The 22,691-nt window shown below is 68.3% G+C and carries 23 protein-coding genes; 14 read left to right on the forward strand and 9 right to left on the reverse strand.

The window, feature by feature from the left end; all coding sequences use genetic code 11:
* Positions 1-35 precede the first annotated feature (35 nt).
* The 3 genes from Q7W02_14105 to Q7W02_14115 all read left to right on the forward strand — a co-directional run bounded on the left by Q7W02_14105 (position 36) and on the right by Q7W02_14115 (position 1,968).
* Entirely contained in the window at positions 36-404 is a 369-nt protein-coding gene (locus Q7W02_14105) for a hypothetical protein (GenBank protein MDO8477299.1), read from the forward strand.
* Position 405: 1 nt separating this feature from the next.
* The gene (locus tag Q7W02_14110; protein ID MDO8477300.1) at positions 406-1,266 is read left to right on the forward strand and encodes an alpha/beta hydrolase; all 861 of its coding nucleotides are present in this window, start codon (positions 406-408) and stop codon (positions 1,264-1,266) included.
* Positions 1,267-1,362: 96 nt separating this feature from the next.
* Complete coding sequence (locus Q7W02_14115) at positions 1,363-1,968, forward strand: DinB family protein (GenBank protein MDO8477301.1); 606 nt, start codon at positions 1,363-1,365, stop codon at positions 1,966-1,968.
* Between the two features lies 1 nt (position 1,969).
* Here Q7W02_14115 and Q7W02_14120 read toward each other — a convergent pair whose 3' ends face one another.
* Positions 1,970-2,743: an alpha/beta fold hydrolase gene (locus tag Q7W02_14120; protein MDO8477302.1), complete on the reverse strand. Its 774-nt coding sequence runs from the start codon at positions 2,741-2,743 to the stop codon at positions 1,970-1,972.
* Positions 2,744-3,013: 270 nt separating this feature from the next.
* Here Q7W02_14120 and Q7W02_14125 point away from each other — a divergent pair, with 270 nt between their 5' ends.
* The 5 genes from Q7W02_14125 (at position 3,014) to Q7W02_14145 (ending at position 7,627) form a co-directional block, all read left to right on the forward strand.
* Complete coding sequence (locus Q7W02_14125) at positions 3,014-4,063, forward strand: PLP-dependent cysteine synthase family protein (GenBank protein ID MDO8477303.1); 1,050 nt, start codon at positions 3,014-3,016, stop codon at positions 4,061-4,063.
* Complete coding sequence (locus tag Q7W02_14130; protein MDO8477304.1) at positions 4,060-5,022, forward strand: CoA-transferase; 963 nt, start codon at positions 4,060-4,062, stop codon at positions 5,020-5,022. The genes Q7W02_14125 and Q7W02_14130 overlap by 4 nt, the downstream gene beginning before the upstream one ends.
* 44 nt (positions 5,023-5,066) lie before the next feature.
* A complete protein-coding gene (locus tag Q7W02_14135) occupies positions 5,067-5,795 on the forward strand; it encodes a CoA-transferase (GenBank protein ID MDO8477305.1) in 729 nt (242 codons plus the stop codon).
* A gap of 120 nt (positions 5,796-5,915) precedes the next feature.
* Complete coding sequence (locus tag Q7W02_14140; GenBank protein ID MDO8477306.1) at positions 5,916-6,851, forward strand: TIGR03619 family F420-dependent LLM class oxidoreductase; 936 nt, start codon at positions 5,916-5,918, stop codon at positions 6,849-6,851.
* Positions 6,848-7,627: a 5-oxoprolinase subunit PxpA gene (locus Q7W02_14145; protein ID MDO8477307.1), complete on the forward strand. Its 780-nt coding sequence runs from the start codon at positions 6,848-6,850 to the stop codon at positions 7,625-7,627. The genes Q7W02_14140 and Q7W02_14145 overlap by 4 nt, the downstream gene beginning before the upstream one ends.
* A 1-nt stretch (position 7,628) precedes the next feature.
* Here Q7W02_14145 and Q7W02_14150 read toward each other — a convergent pair whose 3' ends face one another.
* The 7 genes from Q7W02_14150 to Q7W02_14180 form a co-directional block, all read right to left on the reverse strand.
* Complete coding sequence (locus tag Q7W02_14150) at positions 7,629-7,961, reverse strand: hypothetical protein (protein MDO8477308.1); 333 nt, start codon at positions 7,959-7,961, stop codon at positions 7,629-7,631.
* 64 nt (positions 7,962-8,025) lie between these two features.
* The gene (locus tag Q7W02_14155) at positions 8,026-9,066 is read right to left on the reverse strand and encodes a glycosyltransferase family 4 protein (protein MDO8477309.1); all 1,041 of its coding nucleotides are present in this window, start codon (positions 9,064-9,066) and stop codon (positions 8,026-8,028) included.
* 117 nt (positions 9,067-9,183) lie between these two features.
* A complete protein-coding gene (locus tag Q7W02_14160; GenBank protein ID MDO8477310.1) occupies positions 9,184-10,836 on the reverse strand; it encodes a thiamine pyrophosphate-binding protein in 1,653 nt (550 codons plus the stop codon).
* Between the two features lie 16 nt (positions 10,837-10,852).
* The gene (locus Q7W02_14165) at positions 10,853-11,560 is read right to left on the reverse strand and encodes an FAD-dependent oxidoreductase (protein ID MDO8477311.1); all 708 of its coding nucleotides are present in this window, start codon (positions 11,558-11,560) and stop codon (positions 10,853-10,855) included.
* Positions 11,561-12,487 carry an LLM class flavin-dependent oxidoreductase gene (locus Q7W02_14170; GenBank protein ID MDO8477312.1) on the reverse strand — a complete coding sequence of 309 codons (927 nt, stop codon included), beginning with the start codon at positions 12,485-12,487 and terminating at the stop codon, positions 11,561-11,563.
* Between the two features lie 3 nt (positions 12,488-12,490).
* Positions 12,491-14,551: a bifunctional rhamnulose-1-phosphate aldolase/short-chain dehydrogenase gene (gene rhaD, locus Q7W02_14175; protein ID MDO8477313.1), complete on the reverse strand. Its 2,061-nt coding sequence runs from the start codon at positions 14,549-14,551 to the stop codon at positions 12,491-12,493.
* 48 nt (positions 14,552-14,599) lie between these two features.
* A complete protein-coding gene (locus Q7W02_14180) occupies positions 14,600-15,472 on the reverse strand; it encodes a DMT family transporter (GenBank protein MDO8477314.1) in 873 nt (290 codons plus the stop codon).
* Between the two features lie 327 nt (positions 15,473-15,799).
* On the opposite strand from Q7W02_14180, the gene Q7W02_14185 reads away from it, so the two are divergent.
* The 5 genes from Q7W02_14185 to Q7W02_14205 all read left to right on the forward strand — a co-directional run bounded on the left by Q7W02_14185 (position 15,800) and on the right by Q7W02_14205 (position 20,549).
* Positions 15,800-16,843: a diiron oxygenase gene (locus tag Q7W02_14185; protein MDO8477315.1), complete on the forward strand. Its 1,044-nt coding sequence runs from the start codon at positions 15,800-15,802 to the stop codon at positions 16,841-16,843.
* Positions 16,844-16,851: 8 nt separating this feature from the next.
* A complete protein-coding gene (locus Q7W02_14190) occupies positions 16,852-17,673 on the forward strand; it encodes an SUMF1/EgtB/PvdO family nonheme iron enzyme (protein MDO8477316.1) in 822 nt (273 codons plus the stop codon).
* Complete coding sequence (locus tag Q7W02_14195; GenBank protein ID MDO8477317.1) at positions 17,670-19,301, forward strand: long-chain fatty acid--CoA ligase; 1,632 nt, start codon at positions 17,670-17,672, stop codon at positions 19,299-19,301. The genes Q7W02_14190 and Q7W02_14195 overlap by 4 nt, the downstream gene beginning before the upstream one ends.
* A 304-nt stretch (positions 19,302-19,605) precedes the next feature.
* The gene (locus Q7W02_14200) at positions 19,606-19,881 is read left to right on the forward strand and encodes a BrnT family toxin (protein ID MDO8477318.1); all 276 of its coding nucleotides are present in this window, start codon (positions 19,606-19,608) and stop codon (positions 19,879-19,881) included.
* Positions 19,882-20,117: 236 nt separating this feature from the next.
* On the forward strand, positions 20,118-20,549 hold the full coding sequence (locus Q7W02_14205; protein ID MDO8477319.1) for a hypothetical protein: 432 nt from the start codon (positions 20,118-20,120) through the stop codon (positions 20,547-20,549).
* A gap of 112 nt (positions 20,550-20,661) precedes the next feature.
* Here the strand turns inward: Q7W02_14205 and Q7W02_14210 are convergent, their stop codons facing one another.
* Positions 20,662-21,216, reverse strand: a complete 555-nt coding sequence (locus Q7W02_14210) for a hypothetical protein (protein MDO8477320.1) — start codon at positions 21,214-21,216, stop codon at positions 20,662-20,664.
* A 392-nt stretch (positions 21,217-21,608) separates the two neighbouring features.
* Between Q7W02_14210 and Q7W02_14215 the strand changes: the two genes are divergently transcribed.
* Positions 21,609-22,685, forward strand: a complete 1,077-nt coding sequence (locus Q7W02_14215) for a patatin-like phospholipase family protein (GenBank protein MDO8477321.1) — start codon at positions 21,609-21,611, stop codon at positions 22,683-22,685.
* Positions 22,686-22,691: the final 6 nt, after the last annotated feature.

Here is a 22,691-nt window from a genome sequence, read left to right on the forward strand (position 1 = left end):
GCCGGGGGACAGGTTCAACGAGAGAGGAGCCTACGATGATCGAGCGGCTATTCGAGCTGGTGAACGCCGACGCGGCGCTCGTGCGCCGCGGCCGGTTCCTCACGACGGACTTCCTGGTCGAGGTAGGGGACGAGCCCTTCCACATCTCCGTGCAGGACGGCCGCATCGCCTCGGTGACGCGCGGCCCGGCGGCCGCGCGCCCGTGGCGCTTCGCCATACGCGCGAGCGCGGAGGCGTGGCGAGAGTTCTGGCAGCCCGTGCCTCGTCCGGGGTACCACGACCTCTTCGCCCTGACGCGCTTCGGCCACGCGCGCATCGAGGGCGACCTCCTGCCCCTCATGGCCAACCTCCGCTACGTGAAGGAAGTCCTCGAGACGCCGCGACGCCTCGCGAGGAGCGCCTGAGATGGCCGCGCGGATCGAACCGATAGCCGGACGGTACGTGCACTTGACGCTCGGCGGCCGCCACTGCCGCGTCTATTTCGAGGAGGCCGGCGGCGGCATTCCCCTGCTCTGTCTCCACACCGCCGGCTCGGACGGCAGGCAATTCCGCCACCTGATGAACGATGCGGCGGTGACGGATCACTTCCGCGTCATCGCGTTCGACCTGCCGTGGCACGGCAAGTCCACGCCGCCCGTCGGCTGGGAAAACGAAGAGTACAGGCTGACGACGGCGGCCTACGTCGAGGCCGTCATGGCGTTCAGCCGCGCGCTCGACCTCGACCGGCCCGTGGTCATGGGCTGCTCGATGGGCGGCCGCATCGTCCTCCAGCTGGCCCTGGACCACGCGGCCGACCTGGGCGCGGTCATCGGTCTCGAGGCGGCCGACCACCAGACGCCCTGGTACGACACGGAGTGGCTCCACCGCCCCGATGTCCACGGGGGCGAGGTCTGCGCCGCGCTGGTCTCAGGCCTCGTCGGCGCGCCGGCTCCCCACGAGCACCGCTGGGAGACGCTCTGGGGCTACATGCAGAGCGGCCCCGGCGTCTTCAAGGGCGACCTCTACTTCTACCGCGTGGACTCGGACTTCCGCGATCGGGTCGCCGGAATCGACACCCGCGCCTGCCCCGTCCATCTCCTCACGGGCAGCTACGATTTCTCCTGCACGCCAGAAGACACGCTGCGCACGGCCGCCAAGATCAAGGGCACCGAGGCGGCGATCATGGAAGGACTCGGGCATTTCCCGATGAGCGAAGATCCGGCGCGTTTCCGCGAATACATCCTGCCCGTCCTCGACAAGATCCGCGCCGCCCGTTCCACCGCGTGAAGACGAGAGCGCCACATTGACCGCGGTGGTACGCTCTGCCCCACTCGGCGATCCCGCCGTGAGGCAGTAGAACCCGATCAGGAGGGACTGACCAGAATGGATGCGCGCGATCTTCTCCTCGAAGAGCACAGCGGAGTGCATTCGGCCGCCGTCGGGGGCAACAAGACGTCGATGGCCGAGCGGACCTTCAGCGGCCTGACCGACGACCAGATGCGGGTGCGCCCGCGCGAGGACCTGAACTCGCTGGCATGGCTCATGTGGCATATCAGCCGTGCCGAGGACATCATGGCCAACATCGTGATCAATGGCCGCAGCCAGGTGCTCGACGAGGGGTGGCTGCCGCGCCTGAAGATCCCGAACCGCGATTTCGGCATCGGCATGACCAAGCCGCAGGTGTCGGAGCTGACCGCGAAGGTAGACATCGCCGCGCTGCGGGACTACCGCGACGCCGTGGGGCGGCGCACCCGCGAGATCGTGAGCGCCTACGGTCCGAAGGATTGGGAGGGCAATATCGAGGCCGCCGCGGTCGAGCGGGCCGGAACGCTTGGGTGCTTCGGTGATCGCACCGAGGCGCTCGTCAAGGCCTTCACCGGCCGCCCGCGCCGCGCCGTACTGAGCGGCATCATCGTCATGCACTCCGCCATGCACATGGGCGAAGGCGCCACCGTGCGGACGGCGGGAGGCTTCGGAACGGGCGTCTGACCTACGCGGCCGGGAGATTGTCGAGGAAGTCGCGCAGCACCCGGTTGAACGCTTCCGGCTGATCGAGATTCGACGAGTGTCCCGCGCCGGCGATCACCTCGAGCCTCGCGCCGGGGATCTTCTTCGCCATGTACTCGCAGGGGGTGAGGAAGGGCTGGTCCTGGTCGCCCACGATGATCAGCGTCGGCACCCGGATGGCCGCGAGCGCGTCGATCACGTGTGAGCCCTCCTGGGCCAGCATGCCGCGGGCCGCGTGGGCCAGGCCTTGCGCCGAGCGGTGCTCGCCCATCGCTTCGCGCATCTCCCGACTGCACCCGCTGAGAGCGTCCAGCCCGCGCGCCTCGAGCTCGGCCGCGCGCTCATGGGCCCGCTGGTTCCAGGCGGCGCGCGCCTCCGCGTTCCGGTAGCCGGGGCCTGAATCGCAGATGGCGAGCGCGCGGACCATCTCCGGATGGGCGAGGTAGAAGCCGAGCGAGGCGTAGCCGCCCAGCGAGAGACCGCCGATCACCGCTCGTTGGACGTTCAGGTGCCGGAGGAGCGCCTCCATGTCGGCAATAGTCAGGTCAGCCGAATACCTCGAAGGATCGGCAGGGCTCTCGGTCTGCCCGTGCCCGCGCATGCTCCAGCTGATGACCTGGTAGCCATCCTCGAGAGCGCGGTGCTGGCCGTCCCACATGCGGCGCGTGGCGGAGTAGCCGTGGCTCAGCAGCACGGCCGGCCCGCTCCCGGATACCGCAAAGTCGATCTCGATCCCGTTCAGCCGCCCTCTACTCATCGCCGCCCTCCTTCTCTCCTGGGGTCAGGTCTTGCATTCATGCATTCCCGCACCGATTCCACCCGGCGGGCCGGCGATGGCCGGGGCCCGATGTCGTAATTCAAGACCTGACCCCGAGGGACGAAGGACTTCGCGTCGTAGCTGAGGACGCGGGGATCGAGCCTGGGCGAGTGACGCAGGTCGGCGAACTTGCGGTTCAGCATGTGATTACGATACCGCGCCTTCCGGGAGAAGTGCTAGACTTCTGCCCCTATGACGTCGCCCGACCCTATGACGTCGCCAGAGTGGTCCCGCTACGCGCGCGCCTTGCCCTCGATCGCGCACGCCGTGGGGCGCACGCCTCTCGTCCGGCTGAACCGCATCACCCTGGACGTCAAGCCCGCGATCTACGTCAAGGTCGAGTGGTACGGCGCGACGGGCAGCCTCAAGGACCGGATCTATCTCCACATGTTCGAGCGGGCCGAGGCGCGAGGAGATCTCCGATCCGGCATGAGCGTGCTCGAGTGCTCGACGGGGAACGCGGGCATCGCCTGCTCCTGGGTCGCCGCCGTCAAGGGCTACGCCTGCACCATCGTGATGCCCGAGGGCATGAGCGAAGAGCGCAAGAAGATCATGCGCGCCTACGGCGCCGAGCTGATCTTCACCAAGGGCGGCGAGAGCGACGTGGACCTCTCCCTCCGGCGCCTCCAGGAGATCCGCGCCGCAGACCCCGCGCGCTACTGGGTGCCGGGCCAGTTCGACAACGCCGACAACGTCGAAGCGCACATCCTCACGACAGGGCCGGAGATCCGCGAGCAGATGGACGGCCGGATCGGCGCCTTCGTGGATTCGCAGGGCTCCGGCGGGCTCCTCACGGGCGTCGGCCGATATCTGCGCCGGCATGACCCGGCGGTGCGTCTGTACGCAGTCGAGCCGGCCGAGTGCGCGCTGCTCTCGACGCGCGCGTGGGGGCACCACGGCATCGAAGGAATCGGCGACGGCTTCGTGCCGAAGAACCTCGACGTCTCGCTCCTGACCGGCGTCATCACCACCACGACCGACGAGAGCGTCGCCATCGCCCGCCGCCTCGCCAGGGAAGAAGGCATCTTCTGCGGCATCTCGAGCGGCTGCAACGTGGCCGCAGCGCTTAAGCTCGCGCGCAAGCACTCAGAGCTTCCGTCCATCGTGACCATCATCAACGACACCGGCCAACGCTACTTCACGACGCCGCTCTGCGGCGAGGACAAACACGTGGACATCCCCGAGCGGGAGCACCCGCTCGACCCGTACACGGTGGAGCAGCTCGACCGCTACCAGAAGACCTGGGAGATCATCGGGTGACGATCTCCCGGCGCGAGTACGACTTCCAGGCGGCCCGCCTGCGCCTTGAAGCGAAGCCCAAGTCCGCCGGGGAGAAGCTGACCACCCTCGACGAGGCCGTCGCGCGGGTGAAGGACGGCGACTCCCTGGCGTTCGGCGGCTGTCTCTTCTCCCGCACGCCGCTCGCGCTCATCCGTGCGCTCCTTCGCCGGCGCCCCACGGGGCTCACCATCTCGCGCAACCTCATGTGCTACGAGGGCGAGTGGTGCATTGTCGCGGGCGCCGTGGACAAGGTCGTGACGTCGTGGATGGGCATCGGGCTGCCGTGGGGGCTCTCGAAGATCGTCCGCGAGTACGTCGAGTCGGGGCGCGTGCCGATGGAAGAGTGGAGCCACCTGGCGCTGGGGCTCCGCTTCCGCGCGGCGGCGATGGGGGTGCCCTTCCTCCCCTCGCTCACGATGCTCGGCTCCGGGCTCGTGGACGTAGGCGGCTCCAAGACCATCGACTGCCCGTACACAGGGCAGAAGCTCCTCGCGGTCCCGGCCCTGTTCCCGGATGTCGCGATGCTCCACGTGCACCGGGCCGACCGCTTCGGCAACTGCCAGATCGACGGCTATCCGCACATGGACGCCGACATCGCGAAAGCCGCGGCAACAGTGCTCGTCACGGCCGAGGAGATCGTGCCCGAGGAAGAGATCCGCCTTCACCCGGACCGGACCGTCATCCCCGGCTTCATCGTGGACGCGCTCGTCCACGTGCCGTACGGGTCCTACCCGCATGAGTGCTACGGCCTCTACGACGCCGAGCCCGAGCACTTCAGCGTTTACGTGGACGGCATCAACCAGCGCGGCGCGGCGGGGGTCCAGGACTACCTCGAGCGCTACGTCTACCGGCCCCGGACCCACGCCGACTACCTCGCGCTCTTCGCCGAGGCCGCGCTGGCGGACGCGAGCCGGCGCGGCAGGGAGCTGGTGACGTGAGCAGCGCCCTGAACGGCGTCACGGCCAACGAGCTGCTCGCGGTGATGGGCGCCCGCGAGCTCAAGGACAACACCACGGTCTTCGCCGGGGTCGGCGCGCCCATGATGGCCTCGGGGCTCGCCCAGCGCATGCATGCTCCTGGGCTGACCATGGTCATCGAGGGCGGCATCGTCGGGCCCAAGTGGAAGCCGGGCTCTCTGCCCATCTCGACCAACGAGATGCGCGCGGCCTACCGCGCCCAGATGCTGCCGGGCATCACCGATGCTTTCCTGCTGGCCCAGCGCGGCTTCCTCGACGTGGGCTTCATCGGCGGCGCCCAGATCGACCGCTACGGCAACTTGAACACCAGCGCCATCGGCGGAAGCTACGACCGCCCGAAGGTGCGCCTCCCCGGCACCGGCGGCGCCAACGACATCATCTCGCTCTGCCGCGCGGTCATCATCCTGACCGTCCACGAGAAGCGCCGCTTCTCGGAAACCGTGGACTTCATCACGAGCCCGGGCTGGCTCACCGGCGGCGACAGCCGTCGGGCGAGCGGGCTCCTCTTCGGCGGCGTCTCGCGCGTGGTGACAACGCTCGGCCTCTTCGGCTTCGAGCCGGAGAGCCGCCGGATGAGGCTCGAGGCGCTGCACCCCGGCGTCAGCGTGGACGACGTCAAGGCCGCCACCGGCTTCGAGGTGCTGGTCGCCGATCAGCTCACCACGACCAAGCCGCCGAGCGACGAAGAGTTCGGCATCCTCCGCATGCTCGACCCCGCGCGGCAGTTTCTGTGAGCCCACCCCTCACACCACCCCTCACCCTGCCCTCTCCCCTGAGGGGAGAGGGAACTCTGATCCCCTCTCCCTCCTGGGAGGGAGAGGGCTAGGGTGAGGGTGGGAAAAGACAGGAGCGACGTGACCCAATTCGGTCTTGCCATCAGGAACTTCGTCGGCCCCGGTGAAGTGCCGGACGTCAAGGCGCTCTACGCCTACGCCGAGCGCGCCGAGGCGCTCGGCTTCGAGTCGCTCTGGGCGTGGGACCACGTCCTCCTCGGCGTCGAGCCTTCATTCCCCATCATCGACGCCATCACCACGCTCGGCGCCATCGCCGCGCGCACCAGCACGATCAAGCTCGGCACGGGCGTGCTGGTCCTGCCGCTCCGCAACCCCGTGGTCGCCGCGAAGGCGCTCGGCAGCCTCGACGTCATCTCAGGGGGCAGGCTGATCCTGGGCGTGGCCGCGGGCTGGTACGCGCGCGAGTTCGACGCGGTCGGCGTGCCCTTCAAGCAGCGCGGCAGAATCTTCGAGCGCAACCTGGACATCCTCCTCCGTCTCTGGACCGACGAACGCGTCACGCTCAAGGTCGACGAGTTCAACCTGCGCGAGGTGGTCCTGGTGCCCCGCACCGCCCAGCGCCCGCGGCCGCCCGTCCTCATCGGCGGCTACGTGGACGCCGTGCTCAAGCGCGCGGGCACGGTGGGCGACGGCTGGCTGACCTATTTCTACACGCCCGAGAGCTTCACCAAGTCCTGGCAGAAGGTCCAGGCCTTCGCGAGAGAAGCCGGCCGCGATCCGTCGAAGCTCACGGCGACCAACCAGCTCGCGATCTACATCGGCAAGAATCGCGCCGAGACCGAGAAGGACATGCGCCACTGGCTCTCGACAGAGTGGGACACGGCGGCCTGGAGCGAGTCCACCATCGAACACGCCATCCACGGCTCGCCGGAGGAGTGCGTCGCGCAGCTGCGCGCCCACGTGCAAACCGGCGTGAACCGGATTATCCTCATCCCGTACCGATACGAACCCGAGCAGGTGGAGCGAATCGCCAAGGAGGTCTTGCCAAAGCTATGACCACGTACATCGACATCAACTGCGACATGGGCGAGAGCTACGGCCGCTGGACCCTCGGCAACGACGAGGGCGTCATGCCCCACATCACGTCCGCCAACATCGCCTGCGGCTTCCACGGGGGCGACCCCCACGTGATGCGGAAGACGGTCGAGCTGGCGCTCAAGCACGGCGTGGCGATCGGCGCCCACCCCGGCCTGCCCGACCTCATGGGCTTCGGCCGCAGGCGGATGGAAGTGTCGCCGCAGGAGATCAAGGACATCCACCGGTATCAAGTCGGCGCGCTCGGCGCCTTCGTCAAGGCGGCGGGCACCACGCTCCAGCACGTCAAGGCCCACGGCATCCAGTACCACATGTTCGAGGAGAACCTGGAGCTGGGCCGCGCCTCGGCCGAGCAGGTGCTGGAGCTCGACCCGAACCTGATCCTCATGGTCATGGCGATGACCAAGTACGACGCCGAAGCGCGCAAGACCAAGGTGCGCGTCGCCGCCGAGGGCTTCGCGGACCGCGTCTACGCCGACGACGGCCAGCTCGTCTCGCGCAAGCTCGGTAAGGACGCGCTCGTCTCCGATCCGTCAAAGGCCGCCGAACAGGCGGTGCGGATGGTGATGGAGCAGAAGGTCAAGACGATCACGGGCAAGACCATCAGCGCCAAGGTGGACACCATCTGCATCCACGGCGACAGCCCGGGCGCGGACAAGATCGTTGCGGCGGTGCGCGAAGGGCTCGTCAAGGCGGGCGCGGTCGTCAAGCCGCTGCGCGACTGGTTCAAGGGCTAGCTTAGATCGGGGTCAGGTCTTGCATTCCTACATTTGCCTCGGGACGCCACCGGGGTAAGCGATGGTTCGCCGGGACCTGATGTCGGATTGCAAGACCTGACCCCGCCGGCCGCCGGTAGGTCCCATCAGGGGCTTCGACCAGCAAGTTGTTGTTGGAGAAGGACACCAGCTTGCCCCAGCCCTTAGGCACGCTCATCTCGTACTTGGGGGCGGCCGTCTGCGCATGGGCATCGCGCGGCCGGAGCTGCCCCATCCAGAGATGGCCGGCGATGGCGATCAAGGCAAAGGCGATGACGGGAAGCACGGCTTTCGTGTAACGGTCGGCGGCGGTCATGGCAGCGTCCTCCTCGTCGTTGGGTAAGCTCGTGTGCTGACGATATTCGGCACGAGGGTGGCTTTCAAGGGGCCTCATGGCTGCCTCTGGAGCGGAGGATGCCCTCGAGCCGCTCCGCGGCGCGGTCCCAGTCGAAGCGTGACGTGACGAAGGCTCGGCCCTGGCGGGCGAGGCGCTCGCGGAGCGCGGCGTCGGTCACCATGCGCTCGAGCACCTGGGCCAGCGCGGCCACATCGCACCGCGGCGCCACCAGCGCGGTCTCGCCGTCCTTCGCATAGTCGCGGCAGCCGCCGTTGTCGAAGGTGACGAGCGCGGCGCCGCAGGCCATGGCCTCCATAGGCGGCATGCCGAGCCCCTCGTCCCAGGACGGGCAGAGATAGATGGGACACCGGCTGTAGAGCCACGCGAGGCGTTCCTGAGGCAGGTTCTCGTGGAACTCGTCGTACGGCAGCGCCTCGCGCGGGCGCTTGACACCGAAGCCCACCAGCAGGACGGAAGAGTGCCGCACCTTGACCGCCGCGACAGCCTCGAGCCCTTCGCGCACGCCCTTCCACGCGTAGTCGTGGTGGAGCATGAGCACGCGGAGGGCGTCGTCCGACCGTGCGCCTTCGACCGGACGGAAGAGCTCGCGGTCCACGGGAGTAACCAGGACGTCGGCCGCGCTCGCGAAGCGCTCCCGCATGATGTCCTTGAGCCACGTGGAGATGACGATCTTCTTGAGCGGCAGCGCGTAGGTCGCGTCCACCCGAGCGGGGTCCCCGTGGTAGAGGCTTTCGTAGTGCTGGACGAAGTAGAACTTGGCGCCGGCGCTCGCGGACGCCCGCGCGACGGCATCGGCCGACTGCCACGCCGTGGCGATGAGCGCGTCGGCATGCGGTAGACGCGCGGGATCCCACTCCGCCACCCAGCGCACGCGGGCGCGGAAGCCCGGGATCCAGTCCGGCCCCTGCCCGCGGACATTGCGCCACCAGACGAGCCAGGGCTGCTTGGCGGGCACCACCACGGTGACGTCGTGGCCGCGCCCGGTGAGGCGATCCGCGTAGGTCAGGATGGCGCGCACGCCGCCGGCGATGCGGATATGCGGCGCGAGAAAGGTGATCTTCAAGAACGCCCCACCCTCACCCTTCCCTCTCCCTCCCAAGAGGGAGAGGGAATCAAACAGGTCCCCTCTCCACCTTCGAGGGGGGAGAGGGCCAGGGTGAGGGGGAGGCGGTCCGCGGCATCAGATGGCCATCGAGACCTGGCCGCCGCGGCGGTAGGCGCCGGGGTCCAGCACCACGTTGATGCAGAAGACCTCGCCCGAGCCCATGGCGCGATCGAGCGCGGGGCGGAGCTGCTTCGGCTCGGTCACCTGCACGCCCTTGCCGCCGAGCGCTTCCACCATCTGGTCGAAGCGCGTGAAGGGCAGCGAGGTCGCCACCTGGCGTTCGGCGCCGAAGAAGGAGAGCTGCGGGTTGCGGATCTGCCCCCAGCCACCGTCGTTGCCGATCACCACCGTCATCGGCAGCTTGAAGCGCACGGCCGTCTCCATCTCCATGCCGTTCAGCCCGAACGCGCCGTCGCCCGCGATCAGCAGCACGCGCTCCGCCGGGCGCAGCAGTTTGGCGGCGATGGCGAAGGACGGCCCCACACCCAGGCACCCGAACGGCCCCGGGTCGAGCCACTGCCCCGGGCGCTGGAGCGAGACGATCTTCGACGCGCAGCCGACCACGTCGCCCCCGTCGCCGACGACCGTGGTCTGCGCATCGACGACGGCGGCCAGCTCGTGGCCGAGGCGGTAGTGGCTGATGGGCACGCTGTCGGAGAGCCGCTCCGCCATGAGCCGCTCCTGGCTCTCAGTCTCTTTCTTCTTGACGGCCTGCCGCCACGCCTCGAAGCGCCCTGCCACGTTCTTCGAAAGCGCCTCCTTCGCTCCTCGCAGCGTGAGCCCGATGTGAGACGCGAGCCCAAGCTCGAGAGGCCGGTTGCGCCCCAGCTCGACAGGATCACAGTCCACCATCACCACCTTGACGTGTTCAGCGAAGGACGGCGGCCGGCCATAGCCCAGACGGAAATCGAGCGGTGTGCCGAGGACGAGGACGAAGTCCGCCTGCCCCAGCGCGAAGCCGCGCGCCTGTGAGAAGCCGAGCGGATGTCCCGCGGGAAGGGACCCGCGTCCGGCGCCGTTCATGAAGACGGGTACGCCGGCGGCCTCCGCGAAAGCCGCGAGATCCGCCGCCGCGTCATCCCAGTAGACACCACTCCCCGCCATGACGATGGGCCGCTCGGCCTTCGACAAGAGATCGGCGAGCTTCTGGACCGACTCCGCATCGGGCGCGAGCGGCCGGCGATGGACATACCCCGTCGGGATGGGCGCAAAACGATCCTCGACCATGGTCATCAGGAGATCCACGGGGATCTCGACGAAGACCGGACCCGGCCTGCCGGTCAGCGCGGTGCGGATGGCCGTCGTCAAGACTTCCGGTATCTGGCGGGTCTCGGAGACCGTCCACGAGCCCTTGGTGATCGGCTTGAGGAGATCAACCTGCTCGACTTCCTGGAGCGAGCCGAGCCCGCGCAGCCCGAGCGGCGCCGCGCCGCCGATCAGGAGCAGAGGGCTCCGCGCCGAGTACGCGTTGGCGACTCCCGTCACCGCGTCGGTCACGCCGGGCCCCGCCGTCACGGCGGCCACGCCGATGTTGCGCGTCAGCCGCGCGTAGGCGTCGCCCGCGTGCGCCGCCGCCTGCTCGTGGCGCACGTCCACCACCTCGACACCCTCGGTAATGCAGCCGTCATAGATCGGCAGGATGTGCCCGCCGCAGAGCGTGAAGATGTGGCCGACGCCCGCCTGCTTGAGCGTCCGCGCCACCAAGTGCCCGCCGTTCAGATCCGCCATGGGTATTCCTCGCCTCCTACCAGAACTTCTCCCACTTGACGCTCTTGCGGTCCATGCCTTTCGTGACGAGGGCGTCGCGGACGGCGTTGACCGTGTCGCCGCCGCCGCAGACATAGACCACGAGCTTGTCCACGCTGTGGACGAGCCGGTCCACGACGGCGGCGGCCTCGCCCGACTCGCCGCGCCAGCCCGCGGGCGCCGCGCGCACCGCCGCCACGTAAGTGAAGCCGGGGTAGCGCCGCGCGAGGGAGCGGAACTCGGCGTCGTAGAGGAGCCACGAGGGGTCGCGCGCCCAGTAAATCAGGATGGTCTGGCGGCCGTAGCCCGTCTCGTAGAGATTGGCAAGGATCGACCGCACCGGCACGATGCCGATCTCCTCGGCGACGAAGACGGCGCGGCGCGGGTCGGCGCGGTTGAAGGTGAAGCCTCCCGTCGGCCCCTTGAACTCCACCGGATCGCCGGGCTTGAGCGCCCGCAGCCACTGGGACCCCATGCCCCCGGGCGCGACGTCCACGGCCAGCGTGATCGTCCGCTTGCGCGTGGGCGACGACAGGATAGTCCAGGCGCGCACGGTCTTGGGGCCGAAGGGCACTGAGATCCACTGCCCCGCATCGAAGTCGAGCGCGTCCGGCTCGACCATGCGGAGATCCACTTCGATCACTTCGGGGCGCGGCCAGCGGATGCCGGCAACCTCCGCCCGGCACTCCCGTGGCTTGGCAGCCAACTACCGCCCCCGGAACTTCGGGAAGAGTTCGGCGGCGTACGTCTCGATCTGCTCGGCCTCGGCGGCGGCGGCGCAGATCGCGTTGAGGACGAAGTAGGAGCAGCCGGCCTCGATGAAGCGCTGGAGCTGCTCCGCGCACTGCTCCGGCGTGCCGATGATGCCGTACCTCTTCGCCAGCGGCGCGAAGTCCTGGGCGTAGCGCGTCGAGAGCCGCTCGACCCACGCCCGCTCGGCGCTCTCGTAGTCCTTGCCGACGGTGATGAAGGTCAGGTGCGCCTTCGTGAAGCCCTCGAGCGAGCGGCCCGCCATCGCCGCGGCCGCCTCGATCTTGGCGAGGCTCTGCTTGTAGCGCTCCGCCTGGACGACGTAGGAGATCCAGCCGTCGCCCTGCCGCCCCGCGCGGGCGAGCGCCGCGTCCGAGCGGCCACCGATCCAGATGGGCGGCGCGGGCCTCTGGACGGGCTTGGGATCTATGCTCACGCCCTCGAATTGGGTGAAGCGCCCCGTGAAGCTGGCCGGCGAGTCGCGCCAGAGCGTGCGCACGACGTCGATGCCTTCCGTGACGCGCGCGCCGCGTTCCTTGTGGGGAATGCCGCAGGCCTCGAACTCCTTCGGGTTCTCCCCGCCGACACCGACGCCGAAGATGAGGCGCCCCCCCGACAGGGCGTCGAGGGTCGAGGTGATCTTGGCTGCCACCGTCGGCTGGCGGAGCGCGAGCAAGTAGACGCCCGCGCCGAGCTTGACCCGGCTCGTGATGCCGGCGTACGAGGCCAGGAGCGTCAGCGACTCGTAGAGCGGGGTGTGAAAGGAGACGTGATCCCCGGTCCACAGCGAATCGAAGCCGAGCGCGTCCACGCGGCGCGCGATGGCGAACTGCTCCTGGGGCGGGTGCAGCGAGAGAAAGGCGCCGAAGCGGATGGGCGGCATGGGTTACCTCGGGAAGGCGTCCTTGACCCCGCCGTCCACCGTGATGGTGCAGCCCGTGGTCTTGGCCGAGCGGTCGGAGGCGAGGAAGAGCACGGCCTCCGCCACATCCTCGGGCAGGATGGGCGCGGCCAGGATGTTGCGCTTGCGGTAGAAGTCCTCGAGCTGCTCGACCGTGATGCCCTGGGCGCGGGCGCGCTCGCGCCGGACGTCCTCCGACCAGAGCTTGGAGTCGCGGAAGACGGCGTCCGGGTTGACGATGTTGGAACGGATGCCGTGCGGTCCGCCTTCCAACGCCAGCACCTTGGCCAGCTGCGCCTCGGCGGCCTTGGCGGCAGAGTACGCGGCGAAGTCCTTGCCCGGCGACATGACGTTCTTGGTGGCGACGAAGACGAAGGCGCCGCCCAGCCCCTGCGCCTTGAGGACGCGCATCCCCTCGCGCGCCACGAGGAAGTGGCCCGTCGAGTTGACGGCGAAGGAGCGCTCCCAGTCCGCGAGGCTCATCTGGTCCACGGGGGAGGAATGCGCGATGCCCGCGTTCGAGACGATGATGTCGAGGCCGCCGTAGGCCAGCACGGCTTCCTCGAAGCCCGAAATCACCGACGCTTCATTCGAAACGTCCATCCCCACGCCGATCGCCCGTCCCGCTCCCGAGCCCGCGACGACTTCGTCGGCCACTTTGCGCGCCCCGGCGGCGTCGAGGTCGGTTACGACGACGTGCGCCCCCTCGGCGGCAAGGCGGAGCGCCGCGGCCCGGCCGATGCCCGAGGCTCCGCCGGTGACGAGCGCGATGCGCCGCGCCAGCTCCTTTTCGGGAGGCGCCTGGCTGAGCTTGTAGAGCTCGAGCGGCCAGTACTCGACATCGAACGCGTCTTTGGCGGTCAGCGAGACGTAGCTACCGAAGGACGTCGCCGCGCCCAGGACGGAGATCGTGTGGTGGTAGATGTCGTTGACGATGCCGGCGGTGCGGCGATCCTTGCCGGTGGTGAACATCCCCAGCCCCGCCACCGTGATCACCCGCGGGAAGGCGTCGGTCAGCGCCGCGCCGCCCGCGTTGTGGGCGTTGAAGTACGACGTGTAGTCGGCGACGAAACGTTCCACGGACGCCTTGATGGCGGCGGTCACCGCCGCGGGATCCCGCGGATCGTCCACCGGGGCGAAGCAGGGCAGCCGCTTGGTGTAAATGGTGTGGTCAGGGGTCGCGGGGCCGATCGTCGAGAGCGGCGCCGCCTCTTTCGAACACGCGAACTCGAGGACGTCGGGGGCGTCGTCGAAGGCCATGACACCACGGCGGTCTCTGCCGAGGAGCCCCCGCAGCGCGGGAGCCACGGCCAGCGCGACGCGCCGCCTCTCCTCGGGCGATGCGGCGGCCACGGCGGCGCCGCCGAAGCGCGCGCGCCCTTTCGCCCGGTGCGCGATGGCCTCCTCGGCCCGGCTGATCAGCTCCATCGTCGAGAGATACGCTTCCTTGACCGTGGCGCCCCAGCAAATCGTCCCGTGCTTCTCGAGCAGGAGCGCCTTGACCTTGGGATGGCGCTCGAACGTCTCGGCGACCTCGCGCGAGATCAGGAAGCCCGGGCGCCGGTACGGGAGCGCGATGACGTCGCCGCCGTAGACCTCGCGCAAGACATCGGCCGCGCGATCGTTGTTCGTGAGCGAGACGATGGCGTCGGCATGGGTGTGGATGACCGCCTCGGCGGGCAGGAAGCCGTGCAGCAGCGTCTCGATGGACGGCCGCGGGCTCGCCGGCTCCTGGAGGGCGTGCGCCAGGTAGTCCACCATCTCCTGGTCGCCCATGTCTCGGCGCTCGAGGAGCGCCAGGATGTCGTCCATGCGCACGCCGGGGAAGTGCTTCTTCTCGATGCTCTTGAGGTCCGATCCCGAGCCCTTGACGCGCAGCACGCGGACGTCCCGCCCCCGATAGTCACGCTCGGCGCGCTTGATCGACGTGTTTCCCCCGCCCCACACGACGAGCGAGGTCTCGGCGCCGATCAGCCGCGAGGCGTAGACGAGGAGGTCGAGGGCGTCGAGATTTTTCGCCGCGGCGTCATCCCAGCGCGACTTCATGGCCAGCGCGACTTCATGGCGACACCATACCTGAAAGGGAGGGGCGCCTCAAGACGCGACGTCCCGCTGAGCCAGCCACACGCCGACGGAGGAGACGAGGAATCCCAGCATGGCCGTCGCCGTCAATGTCTCGCCGAGAACCACCCAGGCGAGGACGGCCGTGAGCCCCGGGATGACGTAGAAATTGCTCGACACTACGCCCGCGGTGCGCGAGCGCAGCATGAGCCCGAAAAGCCCCATGGCCCCAACCGAAACGGCCAGCGCGAGGTAGAGGGTGCTGCCGATGAGCCGCCAGGTCCACGCGACGTGGAACGACTCCACCGTCGCCGCGAGGACAGCGCAGAGGACGGCGGCTGAGCCCATCTGGACCGCGTTGCCCGGCACGAGCGCGCCACCGCCGCAGTAGCGGCGGAAGTAGATGCTGCCGACGGCGAAGCAGACGATGCCGCCGACGGCCAGGAGCGCCGCGGCGACGCTCCGGCCGGGCACCGGCGCGACCCCCACGACGAGGACGACACCCGTCACGCCCAGCGTCAGCCCAAGCCACTGGACGAGCCGCATGCGTTCGCCCAGGATGATCCAGCCGAGCAGGGCCGTCAGCATAGGGTTGAGCGCCGCGAGGAGCCCCATGGTGCCCGCGGCGAGATACTGGAGGGTGACGTAGGCGGTGGCGAGATAGATGCCGTTCATGAGCGCCCCCGCCACAACAAAGTGGGGCCAGCGGCGGCCGAGCACGGCCGGCGGCTGACCCACAGCCCGCGCCAGCGCCAGGAGCACGACCGTCGCGATCGTGAAACGGAGCGCCAGCGAGGCGATGGGCGACATGTCGGGCAGGCTCAGCCTGACGACGATATAGGCCGAGCTCCAGAGGAAGATGAATGCGGCAGGCACGAGGACGCGCTGGGCCAGCGTGTGAGGCATGGGCTCTATGCTTTAGACTGGCGGGACCAGGAAAGGAATCCCAGAATGAGTGAACCGATTGCGCGCGAGGTGCAGGCCTACTATGCCCGAGGGGGAGAGGCCCGGCGTCTCTTCCGGACCCACGGGCTGATCGAGCTCGCGCGCACCCAGGAGATCATCCTGCGCCACCTCCCTCCGCCGCCTGGGCCGTCGAAAGCGAGCCCGCGCTCCTTGGCATCCACCCGCACCTGCTCGCCGTGGCGCGCCGCCCGACCTCAAATCCGGGTTGACACGCGGGCTCGGGCCGCTTAACGTCCGGATTCAAGGGCACGGAGGTTCCCCCAGGACATGTCGAGCACCTATCGCTACCAGATCCCGGTCGAGCAGACGCAGTGGAAGTTCGAGGGGCAGAACGAGACCATCCTCAACTGGGAATACGAGGACGGGCACGCGAAACTCCTGGCCCTCTACGACAAGGGCAAGAAGCAGCAGTGGGACGCCGCCACGCGCATCGACTGGTCCCAGGACCTCGACCCCGAGAACCCGATGATGCTGGACGACCGGGCCGTGCCGATCTGGGGCTCGCCAGTCTGGGAGCGGCTCACCGAGAAGGAGCGGGTCCGCGTCCGCCATAACCTCCAGGCCCAGACGCTCTCGCAGTTCATGCACGGCGAGCAGGGCGCGCTCATCGCCACGGCCAAGATCGTCCAGACGGTGCCCGGCGTCGACGCCAAGTTCTACGCAGCGACCCAGGTCATGGACGAGGCGCGCCACGTCGAAGCCTACGCGCGCCTCCTCCACGAGAAGTTCGAGCTGGCGTACCCGATCACGCACGGTCTCAAGACCCTCCTCGAGCAGACGATCAGCGACCGCCGCTGGGACATGACCTACCTCGGCATGCAGATCCTGATCGAGGGCCTGGCGCTCGCGGCCTTCCAGCGCATCCGCGACACGGCGAAGAACCCCCTCGCGGCGGCCGTCAACGCCTACGTCATGCAGGACGAGGCCCGCCACGTCGCCTTCGGGCGCCTGGCGCTGCGCGACTACTACCCGAACCTCTCGGACGGGGAGCGCGACGAGCGCGAGGAGTTCGTGGTCGAGGCCTGCTACCACATGCGCGACCGCTTCAACCAGCGCGAGGTGTGGGAGACGCTCGGGCTTCCGGTGGAAGAGTGCGTCCAGGCGACCATGCAGTCCGACCAGATGCGCCAGTTCCGGACGCGCCTCTTCACCCGCATCGTGCCGACCGTGAAGGACATCGGCCTCTGGGGCCAGCGCGTCCAGAAGGCCTACGCCGACATGGGCGTGCTGGACTTCGCCACGATCGACGCGGAGGCGCTCCTCGACAACGACGCGAAGGTCGCCGAGGAGTTCGACGCCGGCCGGCGTTGACGCGGGGAGTGGCGCTGGGCGTGGCGCTGGCCTTCCTGCCGGGCGCCGCCGCCGCCGACGGCATCATGCTCATCCAGGCCGGCGCCTTCTGGATGGGCAGCGACAGCGATGACCCGAACGAGGTGCCGCTCCACCGGGTGTACGTCCGGGACTTCTGGATCGATCGTCACAAAGTGACCAACGCCGAATTCGTCCGGTTCCTCAACGCCCGGGGCGCCAGGAGCTCCGAAGGCGAGGACTACTTCGACTGGGACGATGCGGACGTGCGAATCCACGGGCCGGTTCGCGGGGGGCCGGGGCGCGGACCGGCGGGCCCCTACGCGGTCGATCCGGGCTTCGAGAATCACCCGGCGGTGGAAGTGAGCTGGTTCGGCGCGCGGGACTACTGCCTCTGGAAGGGCCGCCGCCTGCCGACGGAAGCGGAGTGGGAGAAGGCGGCGCGCGGCCCGGACAAGCGCCGCTACCCGTGGGGCGACGCGGCGCCGACGCCCGCTCGCGCGATCTACGGCCGCGCGTACAACGCCACGGCGCCCGTGGGCGCGACGACGCCCGGAGGCGAGAGCCCCGACCGCGTCCAGGACATGCTGGGCAACGTGAGAGAGTGGACGGCGAGCGAGTACCGCCCCTACCCGTACGTGGCGGGTGACGGGCGCGAGGCCGCCGGGCGCTTCGCCCGCCGCGTGGTGCGCGGAGCGAGCCACGACGATCCGCTCGAAACACTGCGCGTGACGTTCCGCCGCTACCACGAGCATCGCGGCGTCGCCCGCGGCCACCACTTCATCGGGTTCCGCTGTGCCACGTCGGAGGACTTGGGGGAAATGGCCAAATGAAGGGTCTGATCATGGACTACCCGCTGACGCTCACGCAGTTCTTCGAGCGGGCGCGCAAGATCTTCCACCGGAAGACGATGGCCACCCGCGTGCCAGGGCTCGGGCTCCAGCGCTACACCTACCGCGACTACGCGGACCGCGTCTGCCGGCTCTCGGCGGCGCTCGCGGGCCTCGGGCTCAAGAAGGGCGACCGGGTCGGGACGTTCGCGTGGAACTCGCACCGGCACATGGAGATCTACTTCGCCGCGCCCTTGATGGGCATGGTCCTGCACACCGTCAACATCCGTCTCTCGGCCCAGGACCTGACCTACATCATCAACCACGCCGAGGACCAGGTCCTGATCGTGGACGCGAGCCTCTGGCACCTCCTCGAGCCCATCCGCAAGGACCTCAAGAGCGTCAAGCACGTGATCGTCATGAAGGACTCGCCGACCGCCGAGATCCCCGCGGGCGCGCTCGACTACGAGGCGCTGGTGGCTGACGCGAACCCGATTGAGGCCTGGCCGAAGCTGGACGAGACCGACGCCGCGGGCATGTGCTACACGTCCGGCACGACCGGGCACCCCAAGGGCGTGCTCTACACCCACCGCGGGATCTATCTGCACTGCTTCGGCTCGTCCACGGTGGACGTGCTCGGCATCTGCGAGCGCGACGTCATCCTGCACATCGTGCCGATGTTCCACGCCAACGCCTGGTGCGTGCCCTTCGCCGGCGTCATGAACGGCTCCACGCAGATCTTCGGCGGCCCCAACCCCCAGCCGCGCGACATCATCGAGATCGTCCACAACGAGCGCGTCACCGTGGTCGGCGCCGTCCCCACGGTGTGGATCGCCATCCAGGCCATCCTCGAGAAAGAGCCGCAGTGGGACATCTCGTCCATCCGCTGCATCCCCATCGGCGGCTCAGCGGCGCCCAAGAGCCTCATCGAGCTGTTCGACAAGAAGTACGGCGCCTACATGCTCCACGCCTGGGGCATGACCGAGATGTCGCCGCTCGGGACCGTGTGCCGCCCCCGCTCCTACACGGACAGCCTGCCCGAGGAGGAGCGCTACAACATCCGCGCCAAGCAGGGCGCGATGGTGGCGGGCGTGGACATGCGGATCGTCGACGAGGGCGGCAGACTCCAGCCATGGGACGGCAAGAGCGTGGGCGAGATCCAGGTGCGCGGGCCCTGGATCACCAGTGGCTACTACAACAACCCGGCCGGCGCCGCGCAGTTCACCGAAGACGGCTGGTTCCGCACCGGCGACGTGGCCAGCATCGACTCCGAGGGCTACGTCCAGATCACCGACCGGACCAAGGACCTGATCAAGTCGGGCGGCGAGTGGATCTCGAGCGTGGACATGGAGACCGCGATCATGGACCACCCGAAGGTCCTCGAGGCGGCCGTCATCGCGGTGCCCCACGAGCGCTGGCAGGAGCGGCCGCTCGCCTGCGTCGTGCCCAAGCCGGAGTTCAAGGACAAGCTGACCGAGAAGGAGATCCTCGACCACCTCACGCCGCGTGTCGCCAAGTGGTGGCTGCCCGACGAGGTCGTCTTCATCGACGCCGTGCCCAAGACCTCCGTCGGCAAGTTCGACAAGAAGGTCCTGCGCGAGCGCTTCAAGAACTGGAAGCCGAAGGCGTAGCGCGGGCCCCTGCCGGACTCGCCTCGCCTCAGACCTGGATGCCTCGTCGGAAGGTCGTCAAGCGCAGCGCCGGGCGCCGCCCCGGTCAGCCGGCGGGGCGGTTCTGGTACGGCGCGCGGAGAGCATAGCGTGGCGATCAAGGAGCAGGACGGTCACAACCGCTTGGGTTCGCCACCAGTCTGAGGTGCACCCTGCAGGGGCATTGACTGAGCGCCGTAGATGCTGGAGTATTGTGTGGCCTCAAGGTGAACTGAAGTAGGCGGATCTGCTGTGAATCTGCTGGGCACCAGAGACGGCGAGGCGCGTGGGGTTTGATTGGGATCCCGAGAAGGCAGCCTCAAACCTCGCAAAGCACGGGGTTTCGTTTGAAGAGGCCAGCTCAGTATTCGGGGACCCTCTGGCTACAACCGTGCCTGATCCGGACCATTCCTTCGATGAGGAGCGCGAGCTTACTACGGGGCTGTCGAGCCAAAATCGCCTAGTGGGAGTTTTGCATACGAATCGCGAAGAAGTGATCCGCATTTTCGGCGCGCGCCTAGCCACACCCAATGAGCGGAGGACATATGAGTCAGGGCAGTGACGACAGGCAGGATATGCGTCCTGAGTACGACATCCGGGGCGGTGTGCGGGGGAAGTATTTCGAGCAGTATCGCCAGGGGAAAACACTCATAGGCGGTATCACGTTCGAGGAGTCGCCATTCATCGCCAAGAGCACGGCCACGGCTGCGTCCATCGGCAGCATCACGAGAATTCCGTCATACACTCTCCCTCACCCAAGCCCGAAGATCCAGATCGGGAGCTCTGTCGCCACCGTACATGAAGGCTAAGATTCTCCTAGCCGATAGCGCTGAGGTCCGCGAGGGCCTCCTCTTCCTTCTTGGCGGCGGGTGGGCGGAGACGGGCCCGGCACCGCAGCCGTTCGCGATCGCCGGGCTCGTCGAGGTTGATTGGGAGGAGACCAACGCACGCCACTCTATCGAATTCACGCTGGAGGATGAAGACGGTGCGCCATTGGTCGTCCCAACGCCCGCGGGAGACCAACCCGTCAAGATAGCTTCAGCATTCGAGCTTGGCCGCCCGCCTGGCAGCGTTCGCGGCAGTTCGTTCAACATGCCTGTCGCCGTCCCGATCGTGGCGCTCCCATGGACGCCGGGGCGGCGCTATGTAATCCGGCTCACTATCGACGGGGCTGAGGTGGACCGGCTCAAGTTCTCGGTCAGAGCGGGCCTGCTAGCGCCACAACGCTGAAGAACTACTGGTCTGTGGTCGCAGAAGGGAATGGTAAGCCGTCGGCTCGGCTGAGCTTAGAGGACCCCGCCCGAAACCAACGATACTACGGCGTAGCCGCCCCTGCCCCTTGTCAGGGTGTCACTGTGAATGGATACCGTGCGATGATCTGATCGTCGATAGTCAACTCAAGGGGCCATTCACCGGGCACCTGGACGTTGACGGATGGTAGCACTTGCGTGAACCATGTCCGAGTCGAGGTGGCAGTAGAATCACGCAACACGCGATCCTGCTGCGCTGCCAGAGTCCCGTCAGGCTTGTACCACTTGAATTTCCCCATCGGGGTGCGCCCCGACTTGTACAGATTCAAGAAGAACGTTGCAGGCTGATCCGCCTTGAATTGGGACACGGGTTCGGGGAATGTCTGGAGAGTGCCGGTCGGCGGCGTCACTTTAATGACGTACGCCCGAACCACAAGATCCTTCGGCTGAGCGGTCGCGTACTGGGCCTTAGAGCTATCCGCCCGGTACTTCGCCACGCAGTCTTGAAACAATCTGTAGTTCCCGTCGTTGTTCTGCTTGACCCAGTACCTGCCATCAGCCTCCACACGATCAATCCACACTCCGGGAAAGTGATCGCACGCTCGCATGGCGTCCATCGTTGCATCTTGCTGGGGCGTGTTCTGCATCGAGCCACATCCGACAAGTACGATTGAGCTTCAGACGACTGCCCAACCCGCTAGCCGTCGGAACATCCCTCCTGGATTCCCCTTGTGCATGGGTCTCCTTCCAAGCGCCTCTGCTGGGCCTTGACCACGTTCCCGACAGCCAAGGCCTTCGAGCGCGTCGGAATCACAGGACGCTCGATCGACCGCCGCTCCCCTCGCCTCGGCCAGGGCACCGAAGCCTCCCCGCCACAACCCTCCCTCGGCAACGGACTATGGCATGTGAGAGACCCTGGGGCAATGGCGGCCGTGCACGGTCATGAGTACCCCGTGCCGCGAGACGCGCTTCTTGGTAGGAGGCGGCGCGCCGTCTATACTTGGCGCAGCGGTGCTTCCATCACATAGGAGGGTATAGAGTGGGCTGGCTCGACCGCTTCCCCGGGCGCAAGCCGGCGGGCGACCCCAAAGCGCTCGCTCGCGTCGCGCCGGGCGACAGGATCGAGGCCGGCGGCGAGACCTGGAACGTAACGGCCGTGCTCTTCTACGACGGCGCGCGGGCGGTCGCCAGCCTCGTCGCGCTCGCGATAATGCTGGCGCCCGCGCCGGCCCGCGCGTCATGCAGAGCGTCCGGCGTGCCGCCTGACGCGCCCATGGCCCTGGTGCTCTCGGGCGGCGGCGCCAAGGGCGCCTACGAGGCCGGCGTCGCCGCTGCCCTGGTCGAGCGCGGGCTGCCGATCCGGCTCGTCGCTGGCTCTTCCGCCGGCGCTCTCAATGCAGCCATGATCGCCAGCGGTCAAACCGATCGGCTCGAGGCGATGTGGCGCACGGTGACGCGGGAGCAGGTCTACACGCTGCGCGGGCCGGTAATCTTCGCGGGCTTTCTGCCCGGCTGGCTCACCCTGCTCGTCCTGAACGAGACCAGCGCGCTCTTCGATCCGGCGCCCTTGCGGGATCTGATCGCCGCCTCGGTCGATCTCGACCGTCTTCGCGACTCTCCCATCCGCCTCGTCGTTACCGCCACCGATCTCGCTCGTGGCGAGAAGCGTATCTTCGACAACCGAACGGTGACGGTGGACGCGCTCATGGCGGCCTCTGCCGTGCCCGGCCTATTTCCTCCGGTCGAGGTGGATGGGGCGCTGCTGGTGGACGGTGGGCTGACCGGCCGCGCGCCCGTGCTCGAGGCGCTCGAGGCGGACCCGACGCTGGGCCGGGTCGTCGTCGTGCTGAGCTACGCGCAGGCCGAGCGGAGCCCCGAGCCCACGACGATGCGCCGGGCGCTCGAGGCGAGCTTCGAACTGGTCATGGTCCACCAGATCCGCCGCGATACGGAGCTGGCTCGCCTTCGCGCTCCCAACGTGGACGTGCAGCTCTTGACACCGTCGGCGCCGATGCTGCTCCGGCCGCTCGACTTCGACCAAGACGCGATGGCACGCCTGCTCGCCCTCGGGCGCGCCGACGCCCTCGCGTGCCTGGAGACGTGGGCGCGGAAGTAAGCCGGC

The organism is Candidatus Rokuibacteriota bacterium (assembly GCA_030647435.1).
Taxonomy (GTDB): domain Bacteria; phylum Methylomirabilota; class Methylomirabilia; order Rokubacteriales; family CSP1-6; genus AR37.